We start from the raw sequence: 23880 nt of genomic DNA on the forward strand, positions 1-23880 counted from the left end.
GCCAATGGGGGCCGGTGATCGCGAATTCGCCCCCAGGTGGTGGGCCTCTTATACTTGAACCATCGACGCTCGTGTCGAGTCCAACATCACAGAGGCGGCGCCATTCGCCGTCGATAAGGAGAAGCTCATGCCCTGGTATGCCTGGTTGATCTTGCTGGTTGCCATCGGCTCGATTGTCGGTGGTTTGATGATGCTGCGTGATACGGCGAAGAAGCTGCCCTTGACCGAAGAGCAACTCAAGCGCGTGCATGAGCGCAATGCCGAAGCCGATGCCAAGGACGCGCAAGACCGATAAGCGTGGCGCTTCCCCGCCTTCTGCAGGCGCCGGCATTGCCGGCGATGGGCCCATGCCATTTGATGATGAAAACGGATCGAGCATTGCCCGACCCGCCCCTCCTCAGGTCACTTGACCGCCAGTTTGTCCCGGTTGCGCTCGATCAGCGCCTGGCCGATCCCCTTCACCTCCAGCAACTCATCCACTGACTCGAACGCGCCGTTGGCTTCGCGGTAGGCCACGATCGCTTCAGCCTTGGCCTTGCCGATACCTGCGAGCGACGACTGCAGTGTCGCCGCATCGGCAGTGTTCAGGTTGACGGTGGTTGAGGCGAGCGCTGCGCTGACTGTAGTGACTGGCAAGTCGCCCGCGGCCTTGGTGGCCGCCGCAAACGACGGCAGCGAGAACGCGCTGAGCAGCGCGAGCAGCAGAGAAACAAGAAAGGTATTGCGCATAACGGTGGCACTCCTTGGTGTGTGAGCTTGCTAAGGCAGCGATTCCTTGGCTGCCTGTAAAACCTAGCGGGTGGTTGCTCGCACATCCAGAGTCAATAGCAAATCGATTAAAACAAGATGTGAAAAATATGTAAAAATGTGTAGGAAATGTTACATTTCGGCGACCTAATAGCAATTTGCCACAGGGTGTAGTACTGGTGCTTGACGATAGCAAGAGCCTGCTGGATGGTTACCCATTTACCTTTAAACATCAGCGCTCAACCTTCCACCTGAAGGTGCCGTTCAATTCGGTGGTAGCCCAGGCTTTCGAGCAACTGCTCAGCCTGAACGATCTGGCGAAACGCACAAGCGCCCCGATTGCCGGCAGCGCTGGCTCTCTGTTCGCCAAACGTCAAGTACTCGAGACCTTCCCGAAAAAATTCCGCTTTGCCCGCGGTGCGCGCAAACGCTGCGGCATGTACGATTGGCCGATCGAAGAACTGCTCAACACTTCGGAGGCGCATCGCCGCGGCGCGCGCGTCCCAGCCGTGGTGGGCTATGGCTACACCAAATCCAGGCTGGGCCTGGTGAAAGATTTCTTTATCATTACCGAGATGCTGCAGGGCTACACGGATGGTTTCCAGTGGATGCAGTCAAAGCCTGAAGAAATCCACCGAGTGATAGAAGCGTCCTTTGAGTTGTTGTTTTCGCTCAACAGCAACGGCATCTATCATATGGACCTGTGGGCGGCGAATGTCATGATTAGCAACGATGGGACAGCCCCGACCTACGCGATCGATCTAGAGAACTGCTTTGCGCAAAACACTGAGTGTCTTAGCGAAACTCTTGGATTCCAATTCGGATTCTTCTACAGACGCGAGGTTTACAGGTACATCACCGAAGCGGCCTATGACGCCTTGGTCGAATCAGCCCTTGCCGCATACGCTGGTGTTGACCCAAACCGTTTCGAACAGGTGTACAAGCAGAGCAAGCACCTGGACGTGGGCCGCAAGGAGCGTCGTTTTTTCTTCGGCCCGGTTTCGTCACCAACCAGGCCTCGCATCTAAAATGCTTGCTATCAGTGCATGGCAGGCCAGATAACCTTCACCCGAGTACCGAATTGCACCACACCTCCACCAGTGCGCACCTGCGTTCATTTGACCTCAACAACGCAGGGCGCGATTTCATCGTAGGCGACATCCATGGGCACTTCGAGCAGCTCGAGGCGCTACTGTTGCGCCATCGCTTCAATCCCAGCCTCGATCGAGTGTTCTGTACCGGGGATCTCATTGATCGCGGCCCTTTTTCCGAACAGGCCGTGGATTGGCTGAAGCATCCCTGGTTCCATGCGGTGCGAGGGAATCACGAACAGATGGTTCTCGATCACGCAGCAGGCACGGGCGACGCCGCCAGACATGCGCGAAATGGCGGCGCATGGTTCTATCAGCTTGACGCAAAGCGCCAGCAGATTGTGATCGATGCACTCGCTAAACTGCCCATGGCCATTGAAGTTGCAGTGGGTAATCAACGAAAAATCGGCGTGATTCACGCCGAGCTGCCCGGCTGGGAAGACCAACTGGACTGGAACAGCGCTGTGGCACTGCTGTGCTCCGAGCACACCCCCACGCGCCTTGCGGCATACCAGCAAGCCATGTATTCAAGGACCAGGATAACTCGACAGGACCCGACCCCGATCAGCGGAGTCGAGCGTCTGTATGTAGGGCACTCGACCGTACCGGGGATAACGGAACTGGGCAATGTCGTCTATGTCGATACCGGCTGCTCGTTCCCCGATGGGGCTTTGAGCGCCGTGCAACTACGCATAAAAGGCTGAAGCTGCCTATCATGTTGCAGCCCAGGGGATGATAAGCGCCTGGCTACAGGTTCACGGCTCCAGGCGGCGCTGCTGGTGAATCCAGTCGACGATTTCACCATCGGGCGTGTAACCGCTTACCGTTTCGCGCAACAGCTGACGAACTCGCGCGTAATCATCCTCGGCAAGAGCCGCCAACAATACACTAAGGCGCTCCTTAAGCTCGTCCCACGGCAGATGGTCCTCCTGAGCACTCATGATCATCGGGTGGCGGGTAGAGACCACCTCATCGCCTATAAGCAGTTCTTCGTACAGCTTTTCCCCAGGGCGCAGTCCGGTGAACTCGATAGCGATATCTCCGCGAGGATTACCATCGGATTTGATGCTCAGGCCTGAGAGGTGAATCATTTTTTCTGCCAACTCGACGATCTTCACCGGCTCCCCCATGTCCAGCACGAACACATCCCCGCCCCGCCCCATTGAACCTGCCTGGATAACAAGCTGTGCAGCTTCCGGGATGGTCATGAAGTAACGCGTGATCTTGGGGTGAGTGACCGTCAACGGGCCACCGGATTGGATTTGCCTGTAGAACAACGGAATTACCGAACCCGAAGAGCCAAGCACATTGCCGAAACGCACCATAGTGAAACGCGTCTTGTTGACATGCGACACATTGCTGCTGTCTTCGAACAAGACTGGCGCCAGCTCGCGACTCAGCGCCTGTAACGTCATTTCGGCCAACCGCTTGCTGCTGCCCATGACATTGGTGGGGCGTACTGCCTTGTCAGTTGAAATCAGAACGAAGTTGGCAACCTGCGCCTGCAATGCTGCTTGAGCGGTATACAACGTACCGATTACGTTGTTCAGCAGCCCTTCCGACACATTGTGCTCAACCATCGGCACATGCTTGTAAGCAGCCGCATGATAAACCGTCTCGACATGCCAGGCCTTCATTACGTCGAGCAACTGCACCGGGTTTCGTACGCTACCAAGAATGGGCAGCAACCGCGTGGATAGCGAACCTCGCGATACACGCTGCTCCAGCTCCGAGAGGATGCTGTACAGATTGAACTCGCTATGCTCGAACAGAACCAGCACCTTGGGCCTGAGCATCAGGATCTGCCGACACAGCTCCGATCCGATCGACCCTCCGGCCCCCGTGACCATGACTACCTTTGCGCTGACGCAACGTTCAAGCAGGTCATCCTGTGCTGGTACGGCATCTCGGCCCAGCAGGTCGGCAATATCCACTTCCTGCAGATCTTCGACTTTTACCCGGCCGCTGGCCAAGTCCATGAAGCCGGGAACGCTGCGCACATGCAGCGAAAGCCCCTCGAGGAAGCCCAGGATTTCACGTCGGCGAGCACGTGTCGCGGAAGGAATAGCAAGCAGCACCTCCTCTACACCGGTTACCTCGATCATTTTCTCGATATTGTCAGGTGTATAGACCGTCAATCCAGAGATCACCCGATCGGCAATACTTGCATCGTCGTCGATAAAGGCCACAGGTCGCATCAGCTTGCCCATGCGCAAAGCGGCAATCAATTGATTGCCTGCGGCGCCTGCTCCGTAGACGGCTACCTTGGGCAGACCACCGTTGCGATTGGTAAAAGGCACATGTTGCGTGGCGGCAAACCAGTCACCAAGAAAATACTGGCGAACGGCCAGGCGCAATCCGCCCACCATTACCAGGCTCAGCCACCAGTAATTGAAAATGATCGAGCGCGGCACGATGCGTGTGTGATCGCTGTACCAGTAAACAATCACCCCCAGCACCAATGCAGAGAGGCTGACGGCCTTGAAGATTGCGACCAATGCGTCATTGCCGAAATAGCGCATCACCGCCCGATACATGCCAAAGTAGACAAACAGGGGGATGGTCACGATCGGGGCGCATGCAAACAGCCACAGGTGCGCCTTGATCGGCGCAACGTACTCATCAATACCCAGCCGGACGATGAACGCCAGCCAAAGCGCAACCCACACCACCAGTACATCCACAAGCATTTGAAGCAGGCGCTTGCGGCGCCTCGGCAGCGCCAACAGTGAGGCTCGTAACTGTTCCATATCACCTTCGAATACTTTGTAACGTGTTGGGCAAGACCATCTGCTTGTACACTGCTGCGGTCAGACTGCTTGAACAGCCCATCGCGCAAAAACGCACCCACAGCTCAGACAGCAGCGCTGCGTGCCTGCCTTGATTGAGCATAAATCCAGCATGCCCAAACCAACTCAATCCCCTCGCGCGCCCACTGGCTCCGTCGATGACAGGCTCTCCAAGGCCAGCAGCGCCGCGCTCCAGTCTTCAGGGGTATCGATATCAATTGACTCGAGGTTGTCGTAAACCATCATCGGCACCGTGCCGGGCAGCACGAAACGCCTGTGCTCACGTAGCACATCGGGGGCAATCAGGTAGATCGAACCGCTGAGCGTCCAAGCAGGCTCAAGGTCCTGGGACCTCCTGGAGAGATTTTCCCACCCCAGAAAAGGCTCCATGGAATCGCCTTCGAGCCTGAAGCACCAGGCGGGGTGCGTGCTGGCGGCACACACACTGACCAGCGGGCGAGAGACATCTTCCCGGAACAGTGCGACCGCTCGGCGTATCGACTCTGCAGTGCGAAACGGAGATGTAGGCTGCAATAGCAACACTCCATCTACCTGACCATGATCTGACTCATATACGTCGAGAGCATGCAGTACAACGTCGACACTCGTCGCTGTATCCGTGGCCAGGTGCGCAGGCCTCAATCCCGGCACGCTTGCGCCGAAGGCCTGCGCAACAGCGCCGATCTGAGCATCATCGGTCGAAACCAGCACTGCACAGGTCGCGTCGCTTTGCAACGCAGCCTCGATAGTCCAGCCAATTAACGGCCGCCCACCCAGCAACTTGATATTCTTTCCGGGCAACCGCTTCGAGCCGCCTCTGGCCGGTACTACTGCAAGAATCTTCATTGCATTGCCACAAAGCTGGAAAGGATAGAAAGACCTACCTTGCCACTCTTTTCGGGATGGAACTGTGCGCCCCACACATTATTGTGGCCTATCACAGCAGCAACGAAAGTATCGTCATGCTGGCAATTGGCAATCCGGTGGGAAGGATCGGTAGGAACAGCCATGTACGAATGGACGAAGTAAACCGCACTGCTTTCAGGATTGACCGATGCCAATGGGGTTTGCTCCCAGCTCGTTCGGCCTGACGGGAATGTGAGGCTGGACCAGCCGATATGCGGCACCTTCGAGCGCTGCCCATTGCTGTCGAGGGTAGGGATAGGCTCGACCGCCCCTGGAATCAAACCCAGCCCAAAGGAGTGACCATGCTCGCAGCTGCTATCGAGCAACAATTGCATGCCCAGGCAGATACCCATCAGCGGCCGCCCGGAGCTTGCGAACTCGATAATCGCCTGGTGCATGCCATTGGCAGCCAGGTTGCCCATGGCATCAGCAAAGGCACCCACACCAGGTAGCAGGACTTTGGTGGAGTCTTTTAACCTGTCTGGATCAGACACCACGTTGACCGTAGCGCCGCAATGCTCGAGCGCCCGTCGGACACTGAACAGGTTGCCAACGCCATAATCAATAACCGTAACAACTTCACTCATAGGACCGCACCCGTACACCAGCAGCAGAAACGTCACGCCGAATATCAGCGATGCAAGCACGTTGGTAATGCAGGATGTCAGCCATAGCCACGGCGTCCGCCCCCGCCCCTACCACACTGATCGCATGCGCGGAGCTGCCCATGCCGCCACTGGCGATCACGGGAATGTCCACAGCCTCGGTAACAGCCGTGACCAGTTCAAGGTCGAACCCCTTGCGTGTCCCTTCACGGTCCACGGAAGTCAACAGCACTTCGCCAGCACCGAGCCGGGCAGCTTCACGCACCCACTCCAATAGATCCTTGCCAGTGGATTCGCGGCCGTTATCGGTAAATACTTCCCAACGCTGCATACCCACGCTTTTGGCCTCGACCGAAAGTACCATGCACTGGCTGCCGAAACGGCGGGCGATCTCGGTAATCAATCCCGGCCTGGCAACCGCGGCGGTATTGACCGCCACCTTGTCGGCGCCACAACGCAGCAGATGCGCAACGTCATCCACCGACCGTACGCCACCACCGACAGTAAGGGGAATGAACACGTTTCTTGCCGTGTTCTCGATCAACTCGCTCAGGCTGTTGCGCCCATAAAGGCTCGCAACGCAATCCATGTAGATAAGTTCATCGATACCCTGCTCGTAATAGCGTATGGCAAAATCGTTAGGCACACCGATTTTGCGTAACCCTTCGAGGTGAATACCCTTGATCAGGTCCTTGCCCTTTACATCGAGTCGGGCAATAAGGCGGGTGTTACTCATTAAGCGTTGCCCTGCGGAGCCCAAGGGGTGTAGCGAAGTTTCCACTCGCCATCGACAACATGCCAAAGGTGCGGCGAGCGGAACTTGTCACAGGTTGCCAAGAACTCTTCACGCGTCATGCTGATGTAATCTAGAAACTCTTTTTCATAGCGTGAAGGGTATTCCCCCTCATAACGCTGCATCAGCGCGATTGCTTCGTCCTTGTCGATGTGATGATTACGAATCTCTTGGGCGGAATCCATCATCGTGCGGCCGACACCGAACTTGATCCAGCGTGTGAAATAGAAGAAACCATCAACCTTGTCATCGAGGCTGTTGTATTTGGAGTAGGTGCCTTCGGTACGTACCGGATTGGCCTCGAAACCGGTGTGTTCCACCGCGTAGTAGTAGGCTTCCTGAGGGACCCACTTGGTGTAGTACCCCAGGTACTTGAAGTCGATACCTTTCTTCTCGAGTACGTCGGGCGCCATTGGCAGATAGCTGGCAAGGTCGACCATAGGAACGCCGTCGTCAAGGTATTCACCAATGGCTTTGCCACCCAGGTATACATCGCGAATGTCCTTGTCGCCCAGGTAGTCGAGCGAGAAACCTTCACTTTCCACTTTCTGATCTTTCGCGGCATAGCTGGAGGTCTTGTGAGAAATCTTCTCACCGTACTCACCCGGCATTTCCCCGTAAAAAATCAGTGGAATATTAAACTTGGCGGCCATTTTAGCCACAAATGTCTTCTGGCCGAGGATGAACGGCTGGAACGGGTGTAGCAGGTTGATCGTCGCATTGCGGGTCAGCAAACGATGGATCTTACCGTTGGGCGTGTACAGGAAGTTGTCAAACCCACCAACGTGCAACCAATTCTGAAAGTTCTTCCAGCCGATATCGGTGTACAGGTGCGGGGACCAGGTCACGGTCAGTGGATTCATACCGTACTTGTACTTCAACAGGTGGGACTGCATCGCGCTGTCCTTGCCACCGCTACCGCCCACGATGCAGTCGTAGGAGCCGTCGTTCTTGCGGTACTGATTGCACAGTTCCACAAGCTCGCGCTCGCGTTCGGCCCAGTCGATTTCACCTGTTTCCTTGAGCTTGTTGAAGTTACAGGCATGGCACACGCCATTTTCGTCAAAGCTCAGTGTTGTCTTGGTTGAGCTATGGCTATGCGCGTACTCGTTGCTCGACATCGGCTGCTGGTTGGACATGTTGCAGATTTTGCAAAACTTGACATCCCGCGGCAGGCCGTAAAAAACCTCAAGCTCGCCTTTGGGCAGAGAAAACTTCGATAGATCAAAAGACGCGTTAGGGGAAATCTTCAACGTAACTCTCCAAGAGAAAAATCAACAACTAGACAGGATACTTATTACGAGCCAGTTGCAGGTCGTCAGGACGCCCCACATCAAGCCAAGGCTCGTGCATCGGGTATGCAATCGTACTTTCGCCCTTCTGCTGGACACGCTCGAACAGCGTAGGCATGTCGCATTGACCGCCCACAACCAACTCGTCAAGTGCTGCAGGGTCCAAGACGTAGATACCGGCATTCACATGAGTTTTATAGATAGGCTTTTCATCAAAACCAACGATTTTGATGCCCTCCGTACGAATCACCCCGAATGGGTTCTGCCACTCATGAAGCCTAACTGCCATTGTTGCCAACGCTCCATGTCTTAGGTGGAAATCAAGAATTTCACCGTAGCGTATATCACTCAATACATCGCCATTCGTTACAAGGAACGGCAGGGTTGGGCGCGGCGACAACAAACTGATAGCGCCCGCAGTGCCAAGAGGTGAATCCTCATGAAGATAAGTGATCTTCACCCCCCACTTGTGGCCATCTCCAAAATAGTCCTCGATCATATGCCCGAGGTAATGCACAGACACAATGAAATTGACGAAACCATCTGCCTTCGCGCGCTCGATGATCAACTCGAGCATGGGCCTGCCGCCTACCGGCAACATAGGTTTGGGACAGTCTTCAGTGAGTGGCAGCAATCGCTTGCCCAAGCCACCGGCCATGATCACCATTGTGTTTTCGCGTTCAGCAGGTTCCAGCACTTCATCCCACAGGTGCAAGCCCACAACGCGACGTTCTGCATCTATGATCGGTAGTTGATGGACCTTGTTGGCGTGCATCAGGTGCAGAACCATATCGCGCGCCATCTCAGGCGGAACAACCAACGGGTTGAGCGCCATGATCTGCTCCACAGGGCTGCCGAGTTCAAGCCCACGCAGCAAGCCGCGCCTGACATCACCGTCGGTGACACTCCCTTGCAAGCGACCTTGCGGACAAACGACGAGCGCGATTTGCAACCCGGAAGCATCCAGGTTGCTGATCGCCTGCTGAATACTCGAGCCCTGGGCAAGCAACACTTTGCGCCAGAGTTGCTGATCTAGTGGTTTCATGTTTTTTCTGGCCGACTCACATATTTCGATTCATGGATTCGTACTGACGCACTCGTTACCACATGACCTGCGGGTAGGTCTTTTACCAAGGTAGCACCCGCTCCGACGATACCGCACTGACCTATCGATACGCCTTGTATGGTCACGGAGCCGGCTCCGATGAAGGACTCACTTGCCACGCTGACACCTCCACACAGCACTGCGGATGGGGCCAAGTGAACATGGCTGCCAAGTATACAGTCGTGATCAATTCTGACCCCGGTATTTATAATCGAGTTAACACCAATCGCAGTATCGGCCTGGATAATTGCACCCGCCATGACCTGTACCCCGTCGCCCAACTTCACACTCGGGTCAACCCAGGCAGAGGGATGAACGAGCGACGGAAAGTGAAAGCCTCGTGCGGTCAACTTAAAAAAAATATCCCGGCGAAGTGACGAACCCAGTACCTGACCGATGCCGTTGACCAGTCCGACTTGCTCAACATCAAACTGTTCGAGCACCTCATCCCCACCCAGGACATTCACGCCACGCCAGGACGCAATAGAAGCCGCAGCAAGAGCGGGATCACAAACACCAAGTACGTCGACCCCCACCGCGCGCAGCAAAGACAACAGCACTTTGGCATGCCCACCTGCCCCGAGCAGAAGCACCGGACACGATGTGCCATCCATCAGCGCCGTCATCATTCAACTGCCTCGCCGGCTCGATAGTCGCGCGAAGCCGCTATACCGACCATTCCCCACAAGGCAGTAGCCGGCAGCCCCCCACCGCAACGCGCGGTAGCCAGGTCAGTACGAGCAAATCGCTCACCGGCTGCGATATCTCGCGTAACCACCACTTGCTGACGTGCGGCATTACGTGTATCCCATTCACTGGGTTGCGGTGACTTTGAGGACGAGCCCAGCGCTTGCTCCAGACCGCGGATCTGCGCAACCATCTCGGCGAGCTCGGTCGGCTCCAGAGAAGCCTTGTGATCCGGGCCAGACATCGTTCGGTCCAAGGTGAAGTGTTTTTCAATCACTTTCGCGCCGCGGGCGACAGCTGCCAGCGGAATCAACAAGCCCTGAGTATGATCAGAGTAACCGACCTCTAGACCAAAGGCGTGTTGCAGGGTATCCATCGCCCGCAGGTTCACTTCCGTAAGCGGCGTTGGATACTGCGAGGTGCAGTGAAGCAAGGTCACATGCCCCTTCAGACGCTCCCGCGCCTGGGCTTTGCTCCAGCAACGCCAAACCTGATCCATGCCCAGAGGCTCCTGATCATTGGCCAAAGCGTGCGCGATGATAGCCAGCCCCTGCTCCACCTCACTCAATGTCGCCATACCAGTGGAAAGAATCAGTGGTTTGCCCGTACGCGCAAACTGCCACAGCAGCGGGCCATTGGTCAGCTCACCGGATGGTATCTTGAAGAACGGTATGTCCAGCGTACACAGAAATTCGAGACTGTCCCCATCGAAAGCGGTACTGATGAACTCGATTCCCTTGGCCTTCGCATGCGCCTGCAGGTCCGCATGCCAAGCTCTGGGCAATTCCAATTTTTGAAGCATGGCTAACTGACTTTCAGCAGCATCGGTGGTCTTCTGCTGATAAAGCGCCTTGGGTGCAGTGGCCGACGCCAGCTTCCGAGCATCGAAGGTCTGAAACTTTACCGCGTCCGCGCCTGCGCGCGCGGCCAACTCGACCAATTGAAAAGCCAGATCGCGCTGCCCATTGTGGTTAACGCCGGCCTCGGCAATAACGTATACGCCTTCCTCGTTTAATTTTTTCATACGTCAACTCAAATCATGAAATGACTTGTGACCTGAGACGTCACAAGTTTCGAGGATCTGCACGATCTGCTTGGCAGCATCGCCTTGTCCATAAGGGTTTTCAACTTGCTTGCAAGCGGCTGAAAAAGGTTGACTCAAAGCCGTTTCAAGGGCGGCGACAATACACGCTTTTTCCGGTAGACAGTGGACGACGGACTCTGCACACAGACGACCTTGCTGGCGCGCACCGATATTCACGGTCGGCACACCGAAGGACGGCACCTCAATGAGCCCACTGGACGAGTTGCCCACAACCGCTGCGGCCTTGCCCACCACACTGAGATAACGGCGAAAACCCAGCGACGGGATCGCCAGTACACGACCGGGATTGGAAGCCGCATAATCTTCAATCATGGGAATGAGATCCCGTCCGCCATTATCGGCGTTGGGATAGGTGAGCACTACACCGTAATCGGAAAATTCGTCCAGTGCTCCCAGTAGCGCAGCGAAACTGGAGGCAGGGTCTTCTTTCAGAAGCGTTACCGGATGATAGGTCACCAGCAGAAACGGCGAGTTGAAATCAAACGACAACGTCTCTGCCAGCTCAGGCTCGGACAGAACGGGCGTGCGCTTGATATGATCCAGACCCACAGCCCCTACATTGAACACACGCTCTGGCGCTTCGCCCATCTGGATGACGCGTTGACGATAGGGGTGCGCCGCGACGAAATGCAGATAGGCCATCTTGCTTATAGCGTGCCGAATCGCGTCATCATAGGCCCCTTCGGTAACCTCACCACCATGCAGATGGGCGACCGGAATTCGCATGATCAAGGCAGCCTGAACGATACTTAGTGCCTCAAACCTGTCGCCCAACACCACTAGGATGTCAGGCCGCAGTCGATCAAGCGCATCAGCAAAACCCAGCGTACCCAGGCCCATAGACTTGACCGTACCGACATCGGTGTTGGATGACAGCAGCATTTCGACCTTGGCGTCGATGACGAAACCATCGTCTTTAATCTGCTGCCAGGTATTACCAAACTCCGGAGACAGGTGCATGCAACTAACAATAACCTGCAGTTCCAGCGACGAACTGGCCTGGATCTCCTTCATCAGCCAATACAGAAGGCCGTACTCTGCCCTGGTACCGGTGAATACGGCGATGCGCCGACTCATGAAGCTCCACCGGCGGGCACGCTGCTGGGCAGGTTCACCACCCTGGCCTCAAGCCACTGGGCATTGCTCAAATCCCCGGAGATGCACTCGCGGTAAGCCGGCAGATGATTCATCAGGCGCCATATAGGGCGCGTCATCACACCGCTGTCATTGGTGGCCTTGAGCAGCGCATCCCGCTGCTCCAGATCCTGGCAGACAACCGCATTCAACCAGTAATTGGAACGACAGCCCTCGGGCTCGAGCACAAATTGCAAGTCGCTACCGGCCAGTTCATCAGCGTAGCGCATCGCCAAAGCGCGCTTGGCTTCTAGGAATGCATCGAGTTGCTCGAGCTGAGCACAACCCAAAGCCGCGTTGATATTCGGCAAGCGATAGTTGTAACCCACCTCATCATGCACGTACTCGTAGGGATGTGGCTGCTTGGCGGTTGTGGTCAAGTGTTTGGCCTTATTCCCGAGAGCCTCGCCTGCCAACAGCATGCCGCCACCACCGGTAGTGATGACCTTGTTACCGTTGAAGCTCAGGGTGCCGATCAGACCGAAGGTGCCGGTATGCTGCCCCTTGTAGGTGCTGCCCAGCGATTCGGCAGCATCTTCGACCAATGCAAGCCCCCAGCGACGACACACATCGACCAACTCATCCAGGGCCACCGGATGACCGAAGGTGTGCATCGGCAAGCAGGCCCTGATGACTCGTTCATCCTTTTTCAGACGGCACTGGCCGTCGGCATCGATGAACGCCTCGGCCTCGAGCCACACCGCGAGCGCCGATGGAGAAAGGCCCAGAGTTTCACGGTCCACATCCACAAACACCGGCTGTGCCCCACAATAGGCGATGGCATTGCAGGTAGCCACAAACGTCAGCGACTGGGTAATCACCAGCTCACCGGGTTTGACACCCGCGAGCAACAACGCAATGTGCAGCGCAGCGGTTCCATTGACGGTTGCAACTGCCCGCGGGCTTCCTGTGTAGCTCTGCATGTCACGTTCGAAGCGATCAACAAAGGCACCTACGCTGGAGACAAACGTAGACGTGATTGTATCGGCCACATACTGCTGCTCGTTGCCCCCAAATACCGGCGCGTGCAACGGTATGAATTCATTGGTGCGATATTGTTCGCGTACAAACCTGACGAGCGAGTCGAACATACCGAACCTCAAACGTTATAGATATTGGCTTTGTATTTGGCCAGATTCTGTGGCTGCGAGAACCATTCCACCGTCTTTTCCAGACCTTGGCGAATGGAGTACTCAGGCTTGAATCCGGTCAAACCATGAATCTTGGAGTTGTCACACCACAGACGGAAAACCTCGGACTTTTCTGGACGAATGCGCTGATCGTCCGTCAGAAACTCGACGTCACTGCCCATCAGCTCACGGATCAGGCTGAGGGTGTCACCAACGGAAATCTCGAAATTCGAACCGATGTTGACGGTTTCACCGATCGCACGCTCGCAGCGCGCAAGCTCAAGGAATCCTCGGCAAGTATCAGCAACATAGTTGAAGTCGCGAGTAGGGGTTACGTCGCCCAGCTTGATCTGCTTCTGGCCGGCGGCGATCTGACTGATGATGGTCGGAATAACTGCCCGAGCAGACTGGCGAGGGCCATAGGTATTGAACGGACGAGCGATGGTCAACGGCAGATCAAAGGCATTGAAAAAGCTCATCGCCATCGCATCGGCACCAATTTTTGACGCACTGTAAGGCGATTGTGCCTGAAGCGGATGCTTCTCATCGATCGGCACATACTGTGCGGTACCGTACACTTCGCTTGTGGACGTGTGAATGATGCGCTTGACGCCGTTCTCCAGCGCAGCCTGGCAGATGTTCAGGGTCCCCTTGACATTGGTATCCACGTAGCTGTCAGGGGCAACATACGAGTATGGAATGGCAATGAGTGCCGCTAGGTGAAAGACAATATCCACATCTTTTGTAATGTGCTTGCAATAGTGAGGATCCCTCACGTCGCCGTTAAGCACCTCAATCTGCGAAAGACAGTCAACGTCTTCAAGCCAGCCCCAATAGTTGAATGAGTTATATTGGGAAAGCGCCTTAACCTTATAACCTTCACGCACCAGCAACTCGGTCAAATGCGAGCCGATAAATCCGTCAGCGCCGGTCACCAAAACTGTAGTCATCGTTAAACCCTTAAAGTCTCTTTCCCTGACACTTGCTCAGGGGCGACAAAGATATGAATGTACCATCGAAGAAGCTCGCCAAGGGACCTTGGCGCAGCGACTCAACTGATCGTAAGATGCGGCCTGATCGGCACCCCATGCGACCCGTCGCCCCTGCTTGCTCGAGAGGGCTCAGCGGCCGGGACGTCCAGGGCCATGTCGCCATGCAAGGCTCACCAATAGCCCTGCTGCCGCGGCTCCAGCACCAACGCTGCACAAAGCATCAAAAGCGAGCTTTATGCAGCACAAAATTTTCGAACCACTATACACAAAGACAGAACGCTTCTCCATTGCCCCGCTCTGTCAACCTACCCCACGGAGCGGTAGAGGGCTTACGCGAGAGCAATAGGAGCCTTGGATAAACAGACCCTATACCCCGCCCAGTAGCGATGATTGCCTGAGTAACTGTCCAGTTAAAACAACTATCGACCAGACTCATCCCAACCAAAGAAACATTCACCCAAATGGATCACATCGCTTATCAGACCACCCTCGATGCATCACCTATTGCGCACGACACCCAATATCTGGAACTTCCTAACGCAAGAGCGATTACTTCCACCATGGGGTTTTCGCTAGAAGAACCCCACCGAAGCCGAGCAGGCAAAATGCCGCGATGGAGCCTGCGCACTCGAGCTTAGAGACCATCTACGACCTACCGACCACTCTCAGGCAACGAAGGCGCCTGCGTCTTGGCGACCACAGGCACCGCCATTGAAACCTCTTGTGAAAGATGAAGGCGACGCACGACAAGCACATTTCGCATAATCGCCAGAAAAATGCCGAAGACGCCACCTACTACCAAGCCCATCAATATCACTATCAACTTTTTCGGTTGCACTGGCGCCACTGGTACCACCGCAGGCTGATCAATGCTTACCAATCGCATGCTGCTAGCGTCCGCTCCCATACCCTCAAGTCGCACTCGCTCGGCACGCAGAGACTCGATTCCTTTCAGAAACAGCTCATCATTATCGCGCTTGCGCAATACTTCGACCTCGCGATTATTGGCGAGCACCAAGAGCTGCTTGCGAATCTGTGCAACCTTGGGATCGGAAAAATCGTCCGACTCACGACGGCGCATTACCTGGCGCTCCGCCTCCAGTGCATCTACACCCATGAAGTACAGAGGGATCTGCTGGTTGGTGACCTCGGTTCGATTTATCGTACCGGAGGAATCGCTATTGGCCATGGAAGAAGGCGTTGAAGGCCTCTTCAAACCCAGGGAACGCGCTATTGTGATGGCCTCATTCAACTGGGCAATACGGTCCTCCCTCAGCAGCTTGAGCTGGGCACGCAACGCCTTCAACTCATCCTGCAACTGCGCGCGCTTCAGACGATCAGCCTCTAGCAACTCGGCGATTCGCCCCTGCTTCGTAGCATCATAGTTGCTGCGTGCAGCAGCTAGCTTCGCATCTACTTCAGCCAGCCGATTGCTGACGATAACCTTTAGGTCGTCAGAAATGTGTCGGCGCTCGTTATCAATTGCGTATTCAATCAGTCCGTTGAGCGCGTCAGGGCCATTGATGCCCTGCGGGTAGCGCATCTGCATACTTACACTTGTGGAGAACGCGGCAGGCTTCTGAACGTCCGTCTGCACCTTCATCTGCAAATCGCGGTTAAACCTCTCGAAAGCGTGCGCTGGCGCACCGTAGGCCGCAACAAACTGTTCTTGCAACTGCGGATTGGCCTGATAGAAGCCAAGGCGGACCTCATAGGAGTCCAGAGCAGAGGCAACCCGCATCAGCGCCTCATCCGGCGACAGCGAGTAGACACCTGAACGATTCAATGCATCCAGATCATTCAGTGGAACAGAACGCAGCGCTGCACTGGTTTCGTACTCTGGCGTGGCTGTAAAAGCGTAGATGGCCCCCAGCGCAGCGAACATCAGCGAGGAAGCGACGATCAATTTTTTCTGCTGCCAAACCACCTGGGCGGTCGCCAGAAAATCAAATTCACCTTGTGTGATGACCGGGGGTATACGGGAAACACTTGTCACATTTAAACCTGCTCTGGCTGAAATATACGTACCGTGTCTGACAGACAAGCACCTATACACTATCGGCGAACTCGCCGAATAGAGCCACAGGGCACACTGCCGCATCATTTGCATGCATTGTGCCACCTAATCGCGCCGCGCTCCATACTGGACGTGTCAGGCACCCTTCATCCAAGAACGTACGCCGTGATTGCTCAACCATACATCCTTCAACAGCGCCAAGATCGCCCCCAAGAATAGACCAACCAAAACACCCAGCAATATGATCAACGCCTTCTTCGGATTGACTGGCATATCAGGCGACTCGACCCCTCCATCCTGCCGATAGACCTCTACAGTGGCCGGATCGACCGTCAACGACTGATAGAACTCGAAATCAGCCTGTTGCTCACGCAATTTAGAGATAAAAGGATCGTCCGAGCTCCGCCGCTCCAAATTACTGATTTCCGCCTCCAGCGCCTCGCTTCCACGCATATAGGTCAGCGCCCCGTCCATATTTGCGGACAGCTCCTTGGCGATATCTCCGCTGATGATCGGCGGTCTTACCAACCCAATGGACTTGGCGATAACCAGCGCCTCCTTGAGTTGCGCGATTCGGTCCTCTCGCTTGTGCACCCCAGTCTCGCGCGCCAAGGCAATCTGCCGCTCAAGGTTATTTGCCTTGACCATAGCGTCAGCCTTCACATCCTTGAGCACCTCGCTCTTCGCGCGCTCTCCTGCCATTTGCACATAGCGCATCGCCCACTGTGCAGCCAAGTGCGGATCGGATAGCTTGACGGCAATAGAGTAACGACCTGGCGAGTCGGGATTCACAAGCTCTAGCACCAGCACCTTGCTCATCTGGTTGTAAAGATCATCTAGGGAGCGCGCGCCCTCTCGCTGAGCCGACCAAGGCAGGTAATTCGACTCAAAAAATTCACGTCGTAATGACTCGGACTGCAACGCACGCGAGTACACATCGGAGATGTCTTTTACTGACAGCATAATCAATCCCGAACTACCACCGCGACCATAGTTGAAATGAGCAATATCATTTTGAGTGGGAGGCTGCACAAATACCTTAGCTTCGTAGATCGGAGTTACAAGCATGCTGTATGCCACAGCAATTGCCCCCACCAGAAGTGTCGTCACGAGAACCAATAGCCTATGCCGCCACAATCGAGCCATCAGCTCCACAAGATCAATTTCATCATCTCTGATCACTCGTTCACGGTCGTTGGACATTTATTTTTTGGTTCCCTGGGTCCATTTTCTTTTGAAACCAACCATTTAAGATTGGAAGGTCAGTAAAACGGCAGATAGCAAAATGATGTCATTTACATATAATTCTTTAATAAATCATAGCTTAGTGACGTTTTTGACATCCTGCCTGGTGTCGACGACATTTTCTTTACGCGCATGCGGCACCGATGCAGAGGTATCTGATAAGTCAACATTCAGATAAGTTCCCAGCGCAAAAGCAAAAGCCACAACACTACTTTCAACCACCTGGCTCACATGCCGATGCACAATGGCAATACTTAGGGCAGTACGTAGCCGGCATCGAGCTCAGCATGTGCCAGCATAATCTGCTGCAGCATGACGGTTGAAAGCATGATCAATCGCCAGATGAATGCGAGGTAGACAGCGGGCCCGAGCGGCCATCCCGCGGATACCGATGCGCAAACCAAAAGAGAGGAGAAACAGAGAGGAAGGAGGGCTTGATAATAGGCTGAAACGCCATAGATAGCGCGGTGATGAGGAATCGAGAGTAAAACATGCGCGGCCCATTCCAGGGTATTCAATGGAGCGCCATTACCCCATAAAAGATCGCCGCCGCCACGTGGCATCTTCGCTCAATTGCTGTAGGAAGATTCTGCATTTTACAGCCAGATGAGCTGCGTTACCGACTCATACGCCGGGCACGACTTCTGGCACGCACTGCAACATATGCCCCCATCACCGGCCCAACCAGCAACCCACCCACCAATGCTACCAGCACCACAACCGACAACGGCAACGCCGGCGCAGCCCACCCAAACAGCACCAATGCCACCGACTGCTGGTTCTCCAGCACAAACAGCAGCACCACCGCCGCAACGGCCAGCACCACCAGCGCTAGCACTACACGCTTGAGGTTACGCATGACTTGCTCCTTGCTCAGCGGCCATCATGCGCCCTCCTCCTCATCGTTGACCCGATCACGCAACTCTTTACCGGGCTTGAAATGCGGCACGAACTTGCCGTCCAGACTCACCGACTGCCCCGTCTTCGGGTTACGGCCCAAGCGCGGCGCCCGGTAATGCAGCGAGAAGCTGCCAAAGCCACGGATCTCGATTCGATCCCCTGTAGCCAGGCACTGGGACATCTGCTCAAGCATGGTCTTGATGGCCAGCTCCACATCCTTCGATGAAAGCAGCCCTTGATGGGTGACAATACGTTCGATCAGCTCCGACTTCGTCATATTTTTCCCTTCTTTATCAAGCAGCTAGATCATTGCTTACTCTGTTTGTAGCACGCCCTAGCTGATTTGAACAGGGTGGTTCTTGACTTAATAAAATTTTCAAGATTTGCGCACAAGGGTGACAACTGAGTGCCGCTGCCCGCAGGTGAGGCGGGGCAAGGGATTGGCGCATTTACTTCGCCCTGACGTGGACGAATCCGCCCTGGCGGAACACAGGAAGGCATGGGACCCCCTGCAGACTCATCGGCAAACAGACATGAATCGCAGGCACAAAAAAGGGCGACCGAAGTCGCCCTTTTTAATGATCAAGCAGAACTCAGTTCTGTTTGGCCATTGCTTCGCGCAGCAGTGCAGCCATGGTGGTATCGGCGGCAGCTTCCGGAGCGGCTTTCAGGCTCTGGATTGCTTCTTTCTCTTCAGCATCGTCTTTCGACTTGATGGAGAGGTTGATTACGCGGCTCTTGCGGTCAACGCTGATGATCTTGGCTTCAACTTCTTCGCCTTCCTTCAGGACGTTACGCGCGTCTTCAACGCGGTCACGGCTGATTTCGGAAGCTTTCAGAGTGGCTTCGATATCGTCGGCCAGGGTGATGATAGCGCCCTTGGCGTCAACTTCTTTAACGATACCTTTTACGATAGCGCCTTTGTCGTTGACAGCAACGTAGTTGGAGAACGGATCGTCTTCCAGCTGCTTGATACCCAGGGAGATACGCTCGCGCTCTGGGTCAACCGACAGGATGACGGTGTCCAGCTCGTCGCCCTTCTTGAAGCGACGTACGGCTTCTTCGCCCACTTCGTTCCAGGAGATGTCGGACAGGTGAACCAGACCGTCGATGCCGCCGTCCAGACCAATGAAGATACCGAAATCGGTGATCGACTTGATGGTGCCGGAGATCTTGTCGCCCTTGTTGAACTGGCCAGAGAAGTCTTCCCATGGGTTCGACTTGCACTGCTTGATGCCCAGGGAGATACGACGACGCTCTTCGTCGATGTCCAGAACCATGACTTCCACTTCGTCGCCGACTTGTACGACTTTCGAAGGGTGGATGTTCTTGTTGGTCCAGTCCATTTCGGAAACGTGTACCAGGCCTTCCACGCCTTCTTCCAGCTCTGCGAAGCAGCCGTAGTCGGTCAGGTTGGTGACGCGCGCCATGACGCGGGTGCTTTCTGGGTAACGTGCCTTGATAGCAACCCATGGGTCTTCGCCCAGTTGCTTCAGGCCCAGCGAAACGCGGTTACGCTCACGATCGTACTTCAGTACCTTGACGTCGATCTCGTCGCCAACGTTGACGATTTCCGACGGGTGCTTGATACGCTTCCAGGCCATGTCGGTGATGTGCAGCAGGCCATCAACGCCGCCCAGGTCAACGAATGCGCCGTAGTCGGTGAGGTTCTTGACGATACCTTTGACTTGCTGGCCTTCCTGCAGCGATTCCAGCAGAGCTTCGCGCTCGGCGCTGTTTTCGGCTTCCAGGACACTGCGACGGGAAACGACAACGTTGTTGCGCTTCTGGTCCAGCTTGATGACCTTGAATTCCAGCTCTTTGCCTTCGAGGTGGGTGGTGTCGCGCACTGGGCGGACATCAACCAGGGAGCCCGGCAGGAACGCACGGATACCGTTAACGTCGACAGTGAAGCCGCCTTTAACCTTACCGTTGATAACGCCCTTGACCACTTCTTCGGCGGCGAAAGCTGCTTCCAGAACAATCCAGCACTCGGCGCGCTTGGCTTTTTCACGGGACAGCTTGGTTTCGCCAAAGCCGTCTTCGACCGCGTCCAGCGCAACGTGAACTTCGTCACCGACCTTGATGGTCAGCTCGCCAGCTTCGTTGTAGAACTGCTCGAGCGGGATGACGCCCTCGGACTTCAGACCGGCGTGGACAGTAACCCAGTCACCGTCGATATCGACAACGATACCGGTGATGATCGCACCTGGTTGAAGGTTGAGGGTTTTCAGGCTTTCTTCAAAGAGTTCTGCAAAGCTTTCGCTCATTTTAATTCCTGTAGATTAGGGCGAGACATACGCCCATCAGCCACATTCCAGACAATGTGGGTTTCGTTCATATAAAGGGAAAGCCTGCAGGACGTTGACTGGTGCCCCTGCATGCCGCCCTGTATCAGGCGATATCGCGAAGTGCGATCTCGCTTCTGATGCGTTGCAACACCTGTTCGATGGACAATTCCGTGGAATCCAGCTGGATTGCATCGGCCGCCGGCTTGAGCGGGGCCACTGCGCGCTGGGTGTCGCGCTCATCACGCGCACGTATCTCATCTAGCAGACTCGACAGACTAACATCATCGCCCTTGCCCTTCAACTGCAAGTAACGACGACGCGCCCGCTCCTCGGCGCTGGCCGTGAGGAAAATCTTCAAGGGCGCGTCTGGAAACACCACCGTCCCCATGTCGCGCCCATCGGCGATCAGGCCGGGAGACTCCTGAAACGCCCGCTGGCGCTGCAGCAGCGCATCACGCACCGCCGGCAGCGATGCCACCATCGATGCGCCAGCGCCCACGGTTTCGGTACGGATCACATTGCTCACATCATCCCCCTCGAGGATGATCTGCTGCAACTTGCCCGGCTCGGCGGCGATGAATTGCACGTCCAGATGGGCGGCCAGCTTGACCAGCAGTTCTTCATTGGTCAGGTCGACACCGTGGTTGCCGGCGGCGAATGCCAGGAGGCGGTACAGAGCCCCGGAATCCAGCAGCTTCCAGCCCAGCTCGCGGGCCAGCATGCCGGCAACGGTACCCTTGCCAGAACCGCTAGGCCCGTCGATGGTGATGACCGGTGCCAGCGCGTTCACGACTTGCCCTCTTCAGCTACGCGGATGCCGACTTCGGCACACAGCGCGAGGAAGTTGGGGAACGAGGTGGCGACGTTGGCACAGTCATGGATGCGAATCGGCGCGCAAGCGCGCAGCGAGGCGACGCTGAAGGCCATGGAGATACGGTGGTCGCCATGCCCATGCACTTCGCCACCACCGATGCTGCCGCCGTCGATGATGATGCCATCCGGGGTAGGTTCGCACTTCACGCCCAGCGCCAGCAGGCCGTCGGCCATGACCTGGATGCGATCCGACTCCTTCACCCGCAGCTCTTCAGCGCCGCGCAGCACGGTACGCCCTTCGGCACAGGCCGCAGCCACGAACAGCACAGGGAACTCGTCGATCGCCAGGGGCACCAGGTGCTCCGGAATCTCGATACCCTTGAGCCTGGCGCCGCGCACTCGCAGGTCGGCTACCGGCTCGCCGCCGACTTCACGCTGGTTTTCCAGGGTGATGTCGCCGCCCATCAGTTGCAGAATGTCGATGACACCGGTGCGGGTCGGGTTGATGCCGACGTGCTCCAGTACCAGCTCCGAACCCTCGGCAATCGAGGCCGCGACCAGGAAGAAGGCCGCCGAGGAGATATCGGCCGGCACCTCGATGTGGGTGGCGGTCAGCTTGCCACCGGACTCCAGCGAGGCGGTAGGGCCATCGACGCTCACGCTGTAGCCAAAACCGCGCAGCATGCGTTCGGTATGGTCACGGGTAGGCGCAGGCTCGGTGACGGTAGTCTTGCCCTGGGCATACAGGCCGGCCAGCAACAGGCAGGATTTGACCTGGGCACTGGCCATCGGCAGTTTGTAATCCAGCGCCTTGAGCGCATGGCCACCGCGGATGGTCATCGGCGGGCGGCCCTCGGCGGCGGTCTCGATGACCGCACCCATTTCGCGCAGCGGGTTGGCCACACGGTTCATCGGGCGCTTGGACAGCGAAGCATCGCCGGTCAGCACGGTGTCGAACGGCTGCGCGGCCAGCAGGCCGGACAGCAGGCGCATCGAGGTACCCGAGTTGCCCAGGTAGATCGGGCCAGGCGGCGGTTTGAGGCCATTGAGCCCCACCCCGTGAATGGTCACGCGACCATGGTGCGGGCCTTCGATGACCACGCCCATGTCGCGGAACGCCTGCAGGGTCGCCAGCGCATCCTCACCCTCGAGGAAGCCTTCCACCTCGGTGGTGCCTTCGGCCAGGGAGCCGAGCATGATCGAGCGGTGGGAAATCGATTTGTCGCCTGGTACGCGAATACGGCCGGACAGGCGGCCACCAGGTTGTGCCAGGAAAATCAGGTCGTTGGAGTTCATAGCGTCCACATAGGCCCGACGGGCCAGGATTTTACTGAAATGCTCGCGGGCAACCCGGGCGCGGGTGAAAACGCCCAGCAGCTGGTGCCCATCCCCTGCATCGACCGCGTCGCGCAAGGCGTCGAGGTCGCTGCGAAATGTATCCAGTGTGCGCAGGACAGCCTCGCGATTGGCGAGGAAGATGTCATGCCACATGACCGGGTCGCTTCCGGCGATTCTTGTGAAATCGCGGAACCCACCGGCAGCGTAACGGAAGATATCGAGGTTTTCATTGCGCTTGGCCAGCGAATCGACCAGGCCGAAAGCCAGCAGATGCGGCAGATGACTGGTTGCCGCCAGCACTTCGTCGTGGCGCTCCACCTGCATGTGCTCGACATCGGCATCCAGTGCACGCCACAGGCGATCGACCAGCGCCAGGGCGGCCGGATCGGTTTCTGCCAGCGGCGTGAGAATCACCTTGTGGCGACGGAACAGGGCGGCATTGGAGGCCTCCACCCCACTCTGCTCGGAGCCCGCGATCGGATGGCCAGGTACGAAACGCGGCAGTTTCTCGGCAAAGGCTTCGCGCGCAGCACGCACCACGTTGCCCTTGGCGCTGCCCACATCAGTCAGCACCGCTGCACCCAGGTCAAGCTGCGCCAGGCGCGCCAGGAGCTTTTCCATGGCCAGGATCGGCACCGCCAGCTGGATCACGTCAGCCCCGACACAGGCCGCAGCCAGGTCCTCTTCACAACGGTCGACCACACCCAGCTCGACCGCCAGCTTGCGCGACTGCGGGTCCAGGTCGACACCGACCACCTCGCGGCACAGGCCACTTTCACGCAGGCCCTTGGCGAACGAGCCGCCAATCAGGCCCAGGCCCACCACCACCAGCCGGCCAATGACGGGCCCGCCTTGCTTTACGACTTCAACCACGGAGCAGGACCCTGTTCAGAACATCAC

Annotated in this window: 23 protein-coding genes; 3 read left to right on the forward strand and 20 right to left on the reverse strand. The window is 56.4% G+C overall.

Annotated features, from left to right (window positions below):
• The first annotated feature begins 127 nt into the window (after positions 1–127).
• A complete protein-coding gene (locus tag B4I46_RS21815) occupies positions 128–295 on the forward strand; it encodes a DUF2897 family protein (protein WP_078479756.1) in 168 nt (55 codons plus the stop codon).
• Between the two features lie 107 nt (positions 296–402).
• Here the strand turns inward: B4I46_RS21815 and B4I46_RS21820 are convergent, their stop codons facing one another.
• On the reverse strand, positions 403–729 hold the full coding sequence (locus tag B4I46_RS21820) for a ComEA family DNA-binding protein (RefSeq protein ID WP_043862694.1): 327 nt from the start codon (positions 727–729) through the stop codon (positions 403–405).
• A gap of 197 nt (positions 730–926) precedes the next feature.
• On the opposite strand from B4I46_RS21820, the gene B4I46_RS21825 reads away from it, so the two are divergent.
• Both B4I46_RS21825 and B4I46_RS21830 read left to right on the forward strand, forming a co-directional pair.
• The gene (locus B4I46_RS21825) at positions 927–1775 is read left to right on the forward strand and encodes a lipopolysaccharide kinase InaA family protein (protein WP_258659541.1); all 849 of its coding nucleotides are present in this window, start codon (positions 927–929) and stop codon (positions 1773–1775) included.
• Positions 1776–1828: 53 nt separating this feature from the next.
• Positions 1829–2542 (forward strand): metallophosphoesterase, encoded by a 714-nt coding sequence (locus B4I46_RS21830; RefSeq protein WP_235384284.1) that lies wholly within the window; start codon positions 1829–1831, stop codon positions 2540–2542.
• Between the two features lie 51 nt (positions 2543–2593).
• On the opposite strand, the gene B4I46_RS21835 is transcribed toward B4I46_RS21830, so the two are convergent.
• The 19 genes from B4I46_RS21835 to B4I46_RS21925 all read right to left on the reverse strand — a co-directional run bounded on the left by B4I46_RS21835 (position 2594) and on the right by B4I46_RS21925 (position 23853).
• Complete coding sequence (locus B4I46_RS21835) at positions 2594–4588, reverse strand: polysaccharide biosynthesis protein (RefSeq protein ID WP_286901805.1); 1995 nt, start codon at positions 4586–4588, stop codon at positions 2594–2596.
• A gap of 165 nt (positions 4589–4753) precedes the next feature.
• Positions 4754–5473: a cytidylyltransferase domain-containing protein gene (locus B4I46_RS21840; RefSeq protein ID WP_054915850.1), complete on the reverse strand. Its 720-nt coding sequence runs from the start codon at positions 5471–5473 to the stop codon at positions 4754–4756.
• Entirely contained in the window at positions 5470–6120 is a 651-nt protein-coding gene (gene hisH / locus B4I46_RS21845; RefSeq protein WP_043862691.1) for an imidazole glycerol phosphate synthase subunit HisH, read from the reverse strand. The genes B4I46_RS21840 and hisH overlap by 4 nt, the downstream gene beginning before the upstream one ends.
• Entirely contained in the window at positions 6113–6874 is a 762-nt protein-coding gene (gene hisF / locus B4I46_RS21850) for an imidazole glycerol phosphate synthase subunit HisF (RefSeq protein ID WP_054915851.1), read from the reverse strand. Before hisF ends, hisH begins: the two co-directional genes overlap by 8 nt.
• Positions 6874–8184, reverse strand: a complete 1311-nt coding sequence (locus B4I46_RS21855) for an N-acetyl sugar amidotransferase (protein ID WP_054915852.1) — start codon at positions 8182–8184, stop codon at positions 6874–6876. Before B4I46_RS21855 ends, hisF begins: the two co-directional genes overlap by 1 nt.
• 28 nt (positions 8185–8212) lie before the next feature.
• On the reverse strand, positions 8213–9268 hold the full coding sequence (locus B4I46_RS21860) for a nucleotidyltransferase family protein (RefSeq protein ID WP_054915853.1): 1056 nt from the start codon (positions 9266–9268) through the stop codon (positions 8213–8215).
• Positions 9265–9954 carry an acetyltransferase gene (locus B4I46_RS21865; protein ID WP_235384276.1) on the reverse strand — a complete coding sequence of 230 codons (690 nt, stop codon included), beginning with the start codon at positions 9952–9954 and terminating at the stop codon, positions 9265–9267. The genes B4I46_RS21860 and B4I46_RS21865 overlap by 4 nt, the downstream gene beginning before the upstream one ends.
• The gene (gene neuB / locus B4I46_RS21870; RefSeq protein ID WP_286901809.1) at positions 9954–11039 is read right to left on the reverse strand and encodes an N-acetylneuraminate synthase; all 1086 of its coding nucleotides are present in this window, start codon (positions 11037–11039) and stop codon (positions 9954–9956) included. Before neuB ends, B4I46_RS21865 begins: the two co-directional genes overlap by 1 nt.
• A 3-nt stretch (positions 11040–11042) precedes the next feature.
• Entirely contained in the window at positions 11043–12197 is a 1155-nt protein-coding gene (gene neuC / locus B4I46_RS21875; RefSeq protein WP_043862686.1) for a UDP-N-acetylglucosamine 2-epimerase, read from the reverse strand.
• Positions 12194–13345: a LegC family aminotransferase gene (locus B4I46_RS21880; RefSeq protein WP_043862685.1), complete on the reverse strand. Its 1152-nt coding sequence runs from the start codon at positions 13343–13345 to the stop codon at positions 12194–12196. The genes neuC and B4I46_RS21880 overlap by 4 nt, the downstream gene beginning before the upstream one ends.
• A gap of 8 nt (positions 13346–13353) precedes the next feature.
• Entirely contained in the window at positions 13354–14334 is a 981-nt protein-coding gene (locus tag B4I46_RS21885) for an NAD-dependent 4,6-dehydratase LegB (RefSeq protein WP_043862684.1), read from the reverse strand.
• 694 nt (positions 14335–15028) lie between these two features.
• The gene (locus tag B4I46_RS21890; RefSeq protein WP_054915875.1) at positions 15029–16372 is read right to left on the reverse strand and encodes a Wzz/FepE/Etk N-terminal domain-containing protein; all 1344 of its coding nucleotides are present in this window, start codon (positions 16370–16372) and stop codon (positions 15029–15031) included.
• A 156-nt stretch (positions 16373–16528) separates the two neighbouring features.
• Positions 16529–17596 (reverse strand): Wzz/FepE/Etk N-terminal domain-containing protein, encoded by a 1068-nt coding sequence (locus tag B4I46_RS21895; protein ID WP_286901811.1) that lies wholly within the window; start codon positions 17594–17596, stop codon positions 16529–16531.
• A 296-nt stretch (positions 17597–17892) separates the two neighbouring features.
• Entirely contained in the window at positions 17893–18201 is a 309-nt protein-coding gene (locus tag B4I46_RS21900) for a hypothetical protein (RefSeq protein WP_286901813.1), read from the reverse strand.
• Positions 18202–18254: 53 nt separating this feature from the next.
• On the reverse strand, positions 18255–18497 hold the full coding sequence (locus tag B4I46_RS21905) for a lipopolysaccharide assembly protein LapA domain-containing protein (protein ID WP_043862682.1): 243 nt from the start codon (positions 18495–18497) through the stop codon (positions 18255–18257).
• A 24-nt stretch (positions 18498–18521) separates the two neighbouring features.
• Positions 18522–18815 carry an integration host factor subunit beta gene (ihfB, locus tag B4I46_RS21910; protein ID WP_043862681.1) on the reverse strand — a complete coding sequence of 98 codons (294 nt, stop codon included), beginning with the start codon at positions 18813–18815 and terminating at the stop codon, positions 18522–18524.
• A 316-nt stretch (positions 18816–19131) separates the two neighbouring features.
• A complete protein-coding gene (gene rpsA / locus B4I46_RS21915; protein ID WP_043862680.1) occupies positions 19132–20808 on the reverse strand; it encodes a 30S ribosomal protein S1 in 1677 nt (558 codons plus the stop codon).
• A gap of 124 nt (positions 20809–20932) precedes the next feature.
• Positions 20933–21619 (reverse strand): (d)CMP kinase, encoded by a 687-nt coding sequence (cmk, locus tag B4I46_RS21920; RefSeq protein WP_043862679.1) that lies wholly within the window; start codon positions 21617–21619, stop codon positions 20933–20935.
• Positions 21616–23853: a bifunctional prephenate dehydrogenase/3-phosphoshikimate 1-carboxyvinyltransferase gene (locus B4I46_RS21925; protein WP_196932759.1), complete on the reverse strand. Its 2238-nt coding sequence runs from the start codon at positions 23851–23853 to the stop codon at positions 21616–21618. Before B4I46_RS21925 ends, cmk begins: the two co-directional genes overlap by 4 nt.
• Positions 23854–23880: the final 27 nt, after the last annotated feature.

Source organism: Pseudomonas sp. UBA7500 (assembly GCF_002478435.1).
Taxonomy (GTDB): Bacteria; Pseudomonadota; Gammaproteobacteria; order Pseudomonadales; family Pseudomonadaceae; genus Aquipseudomonas; species Aquipseudomonas palmensis.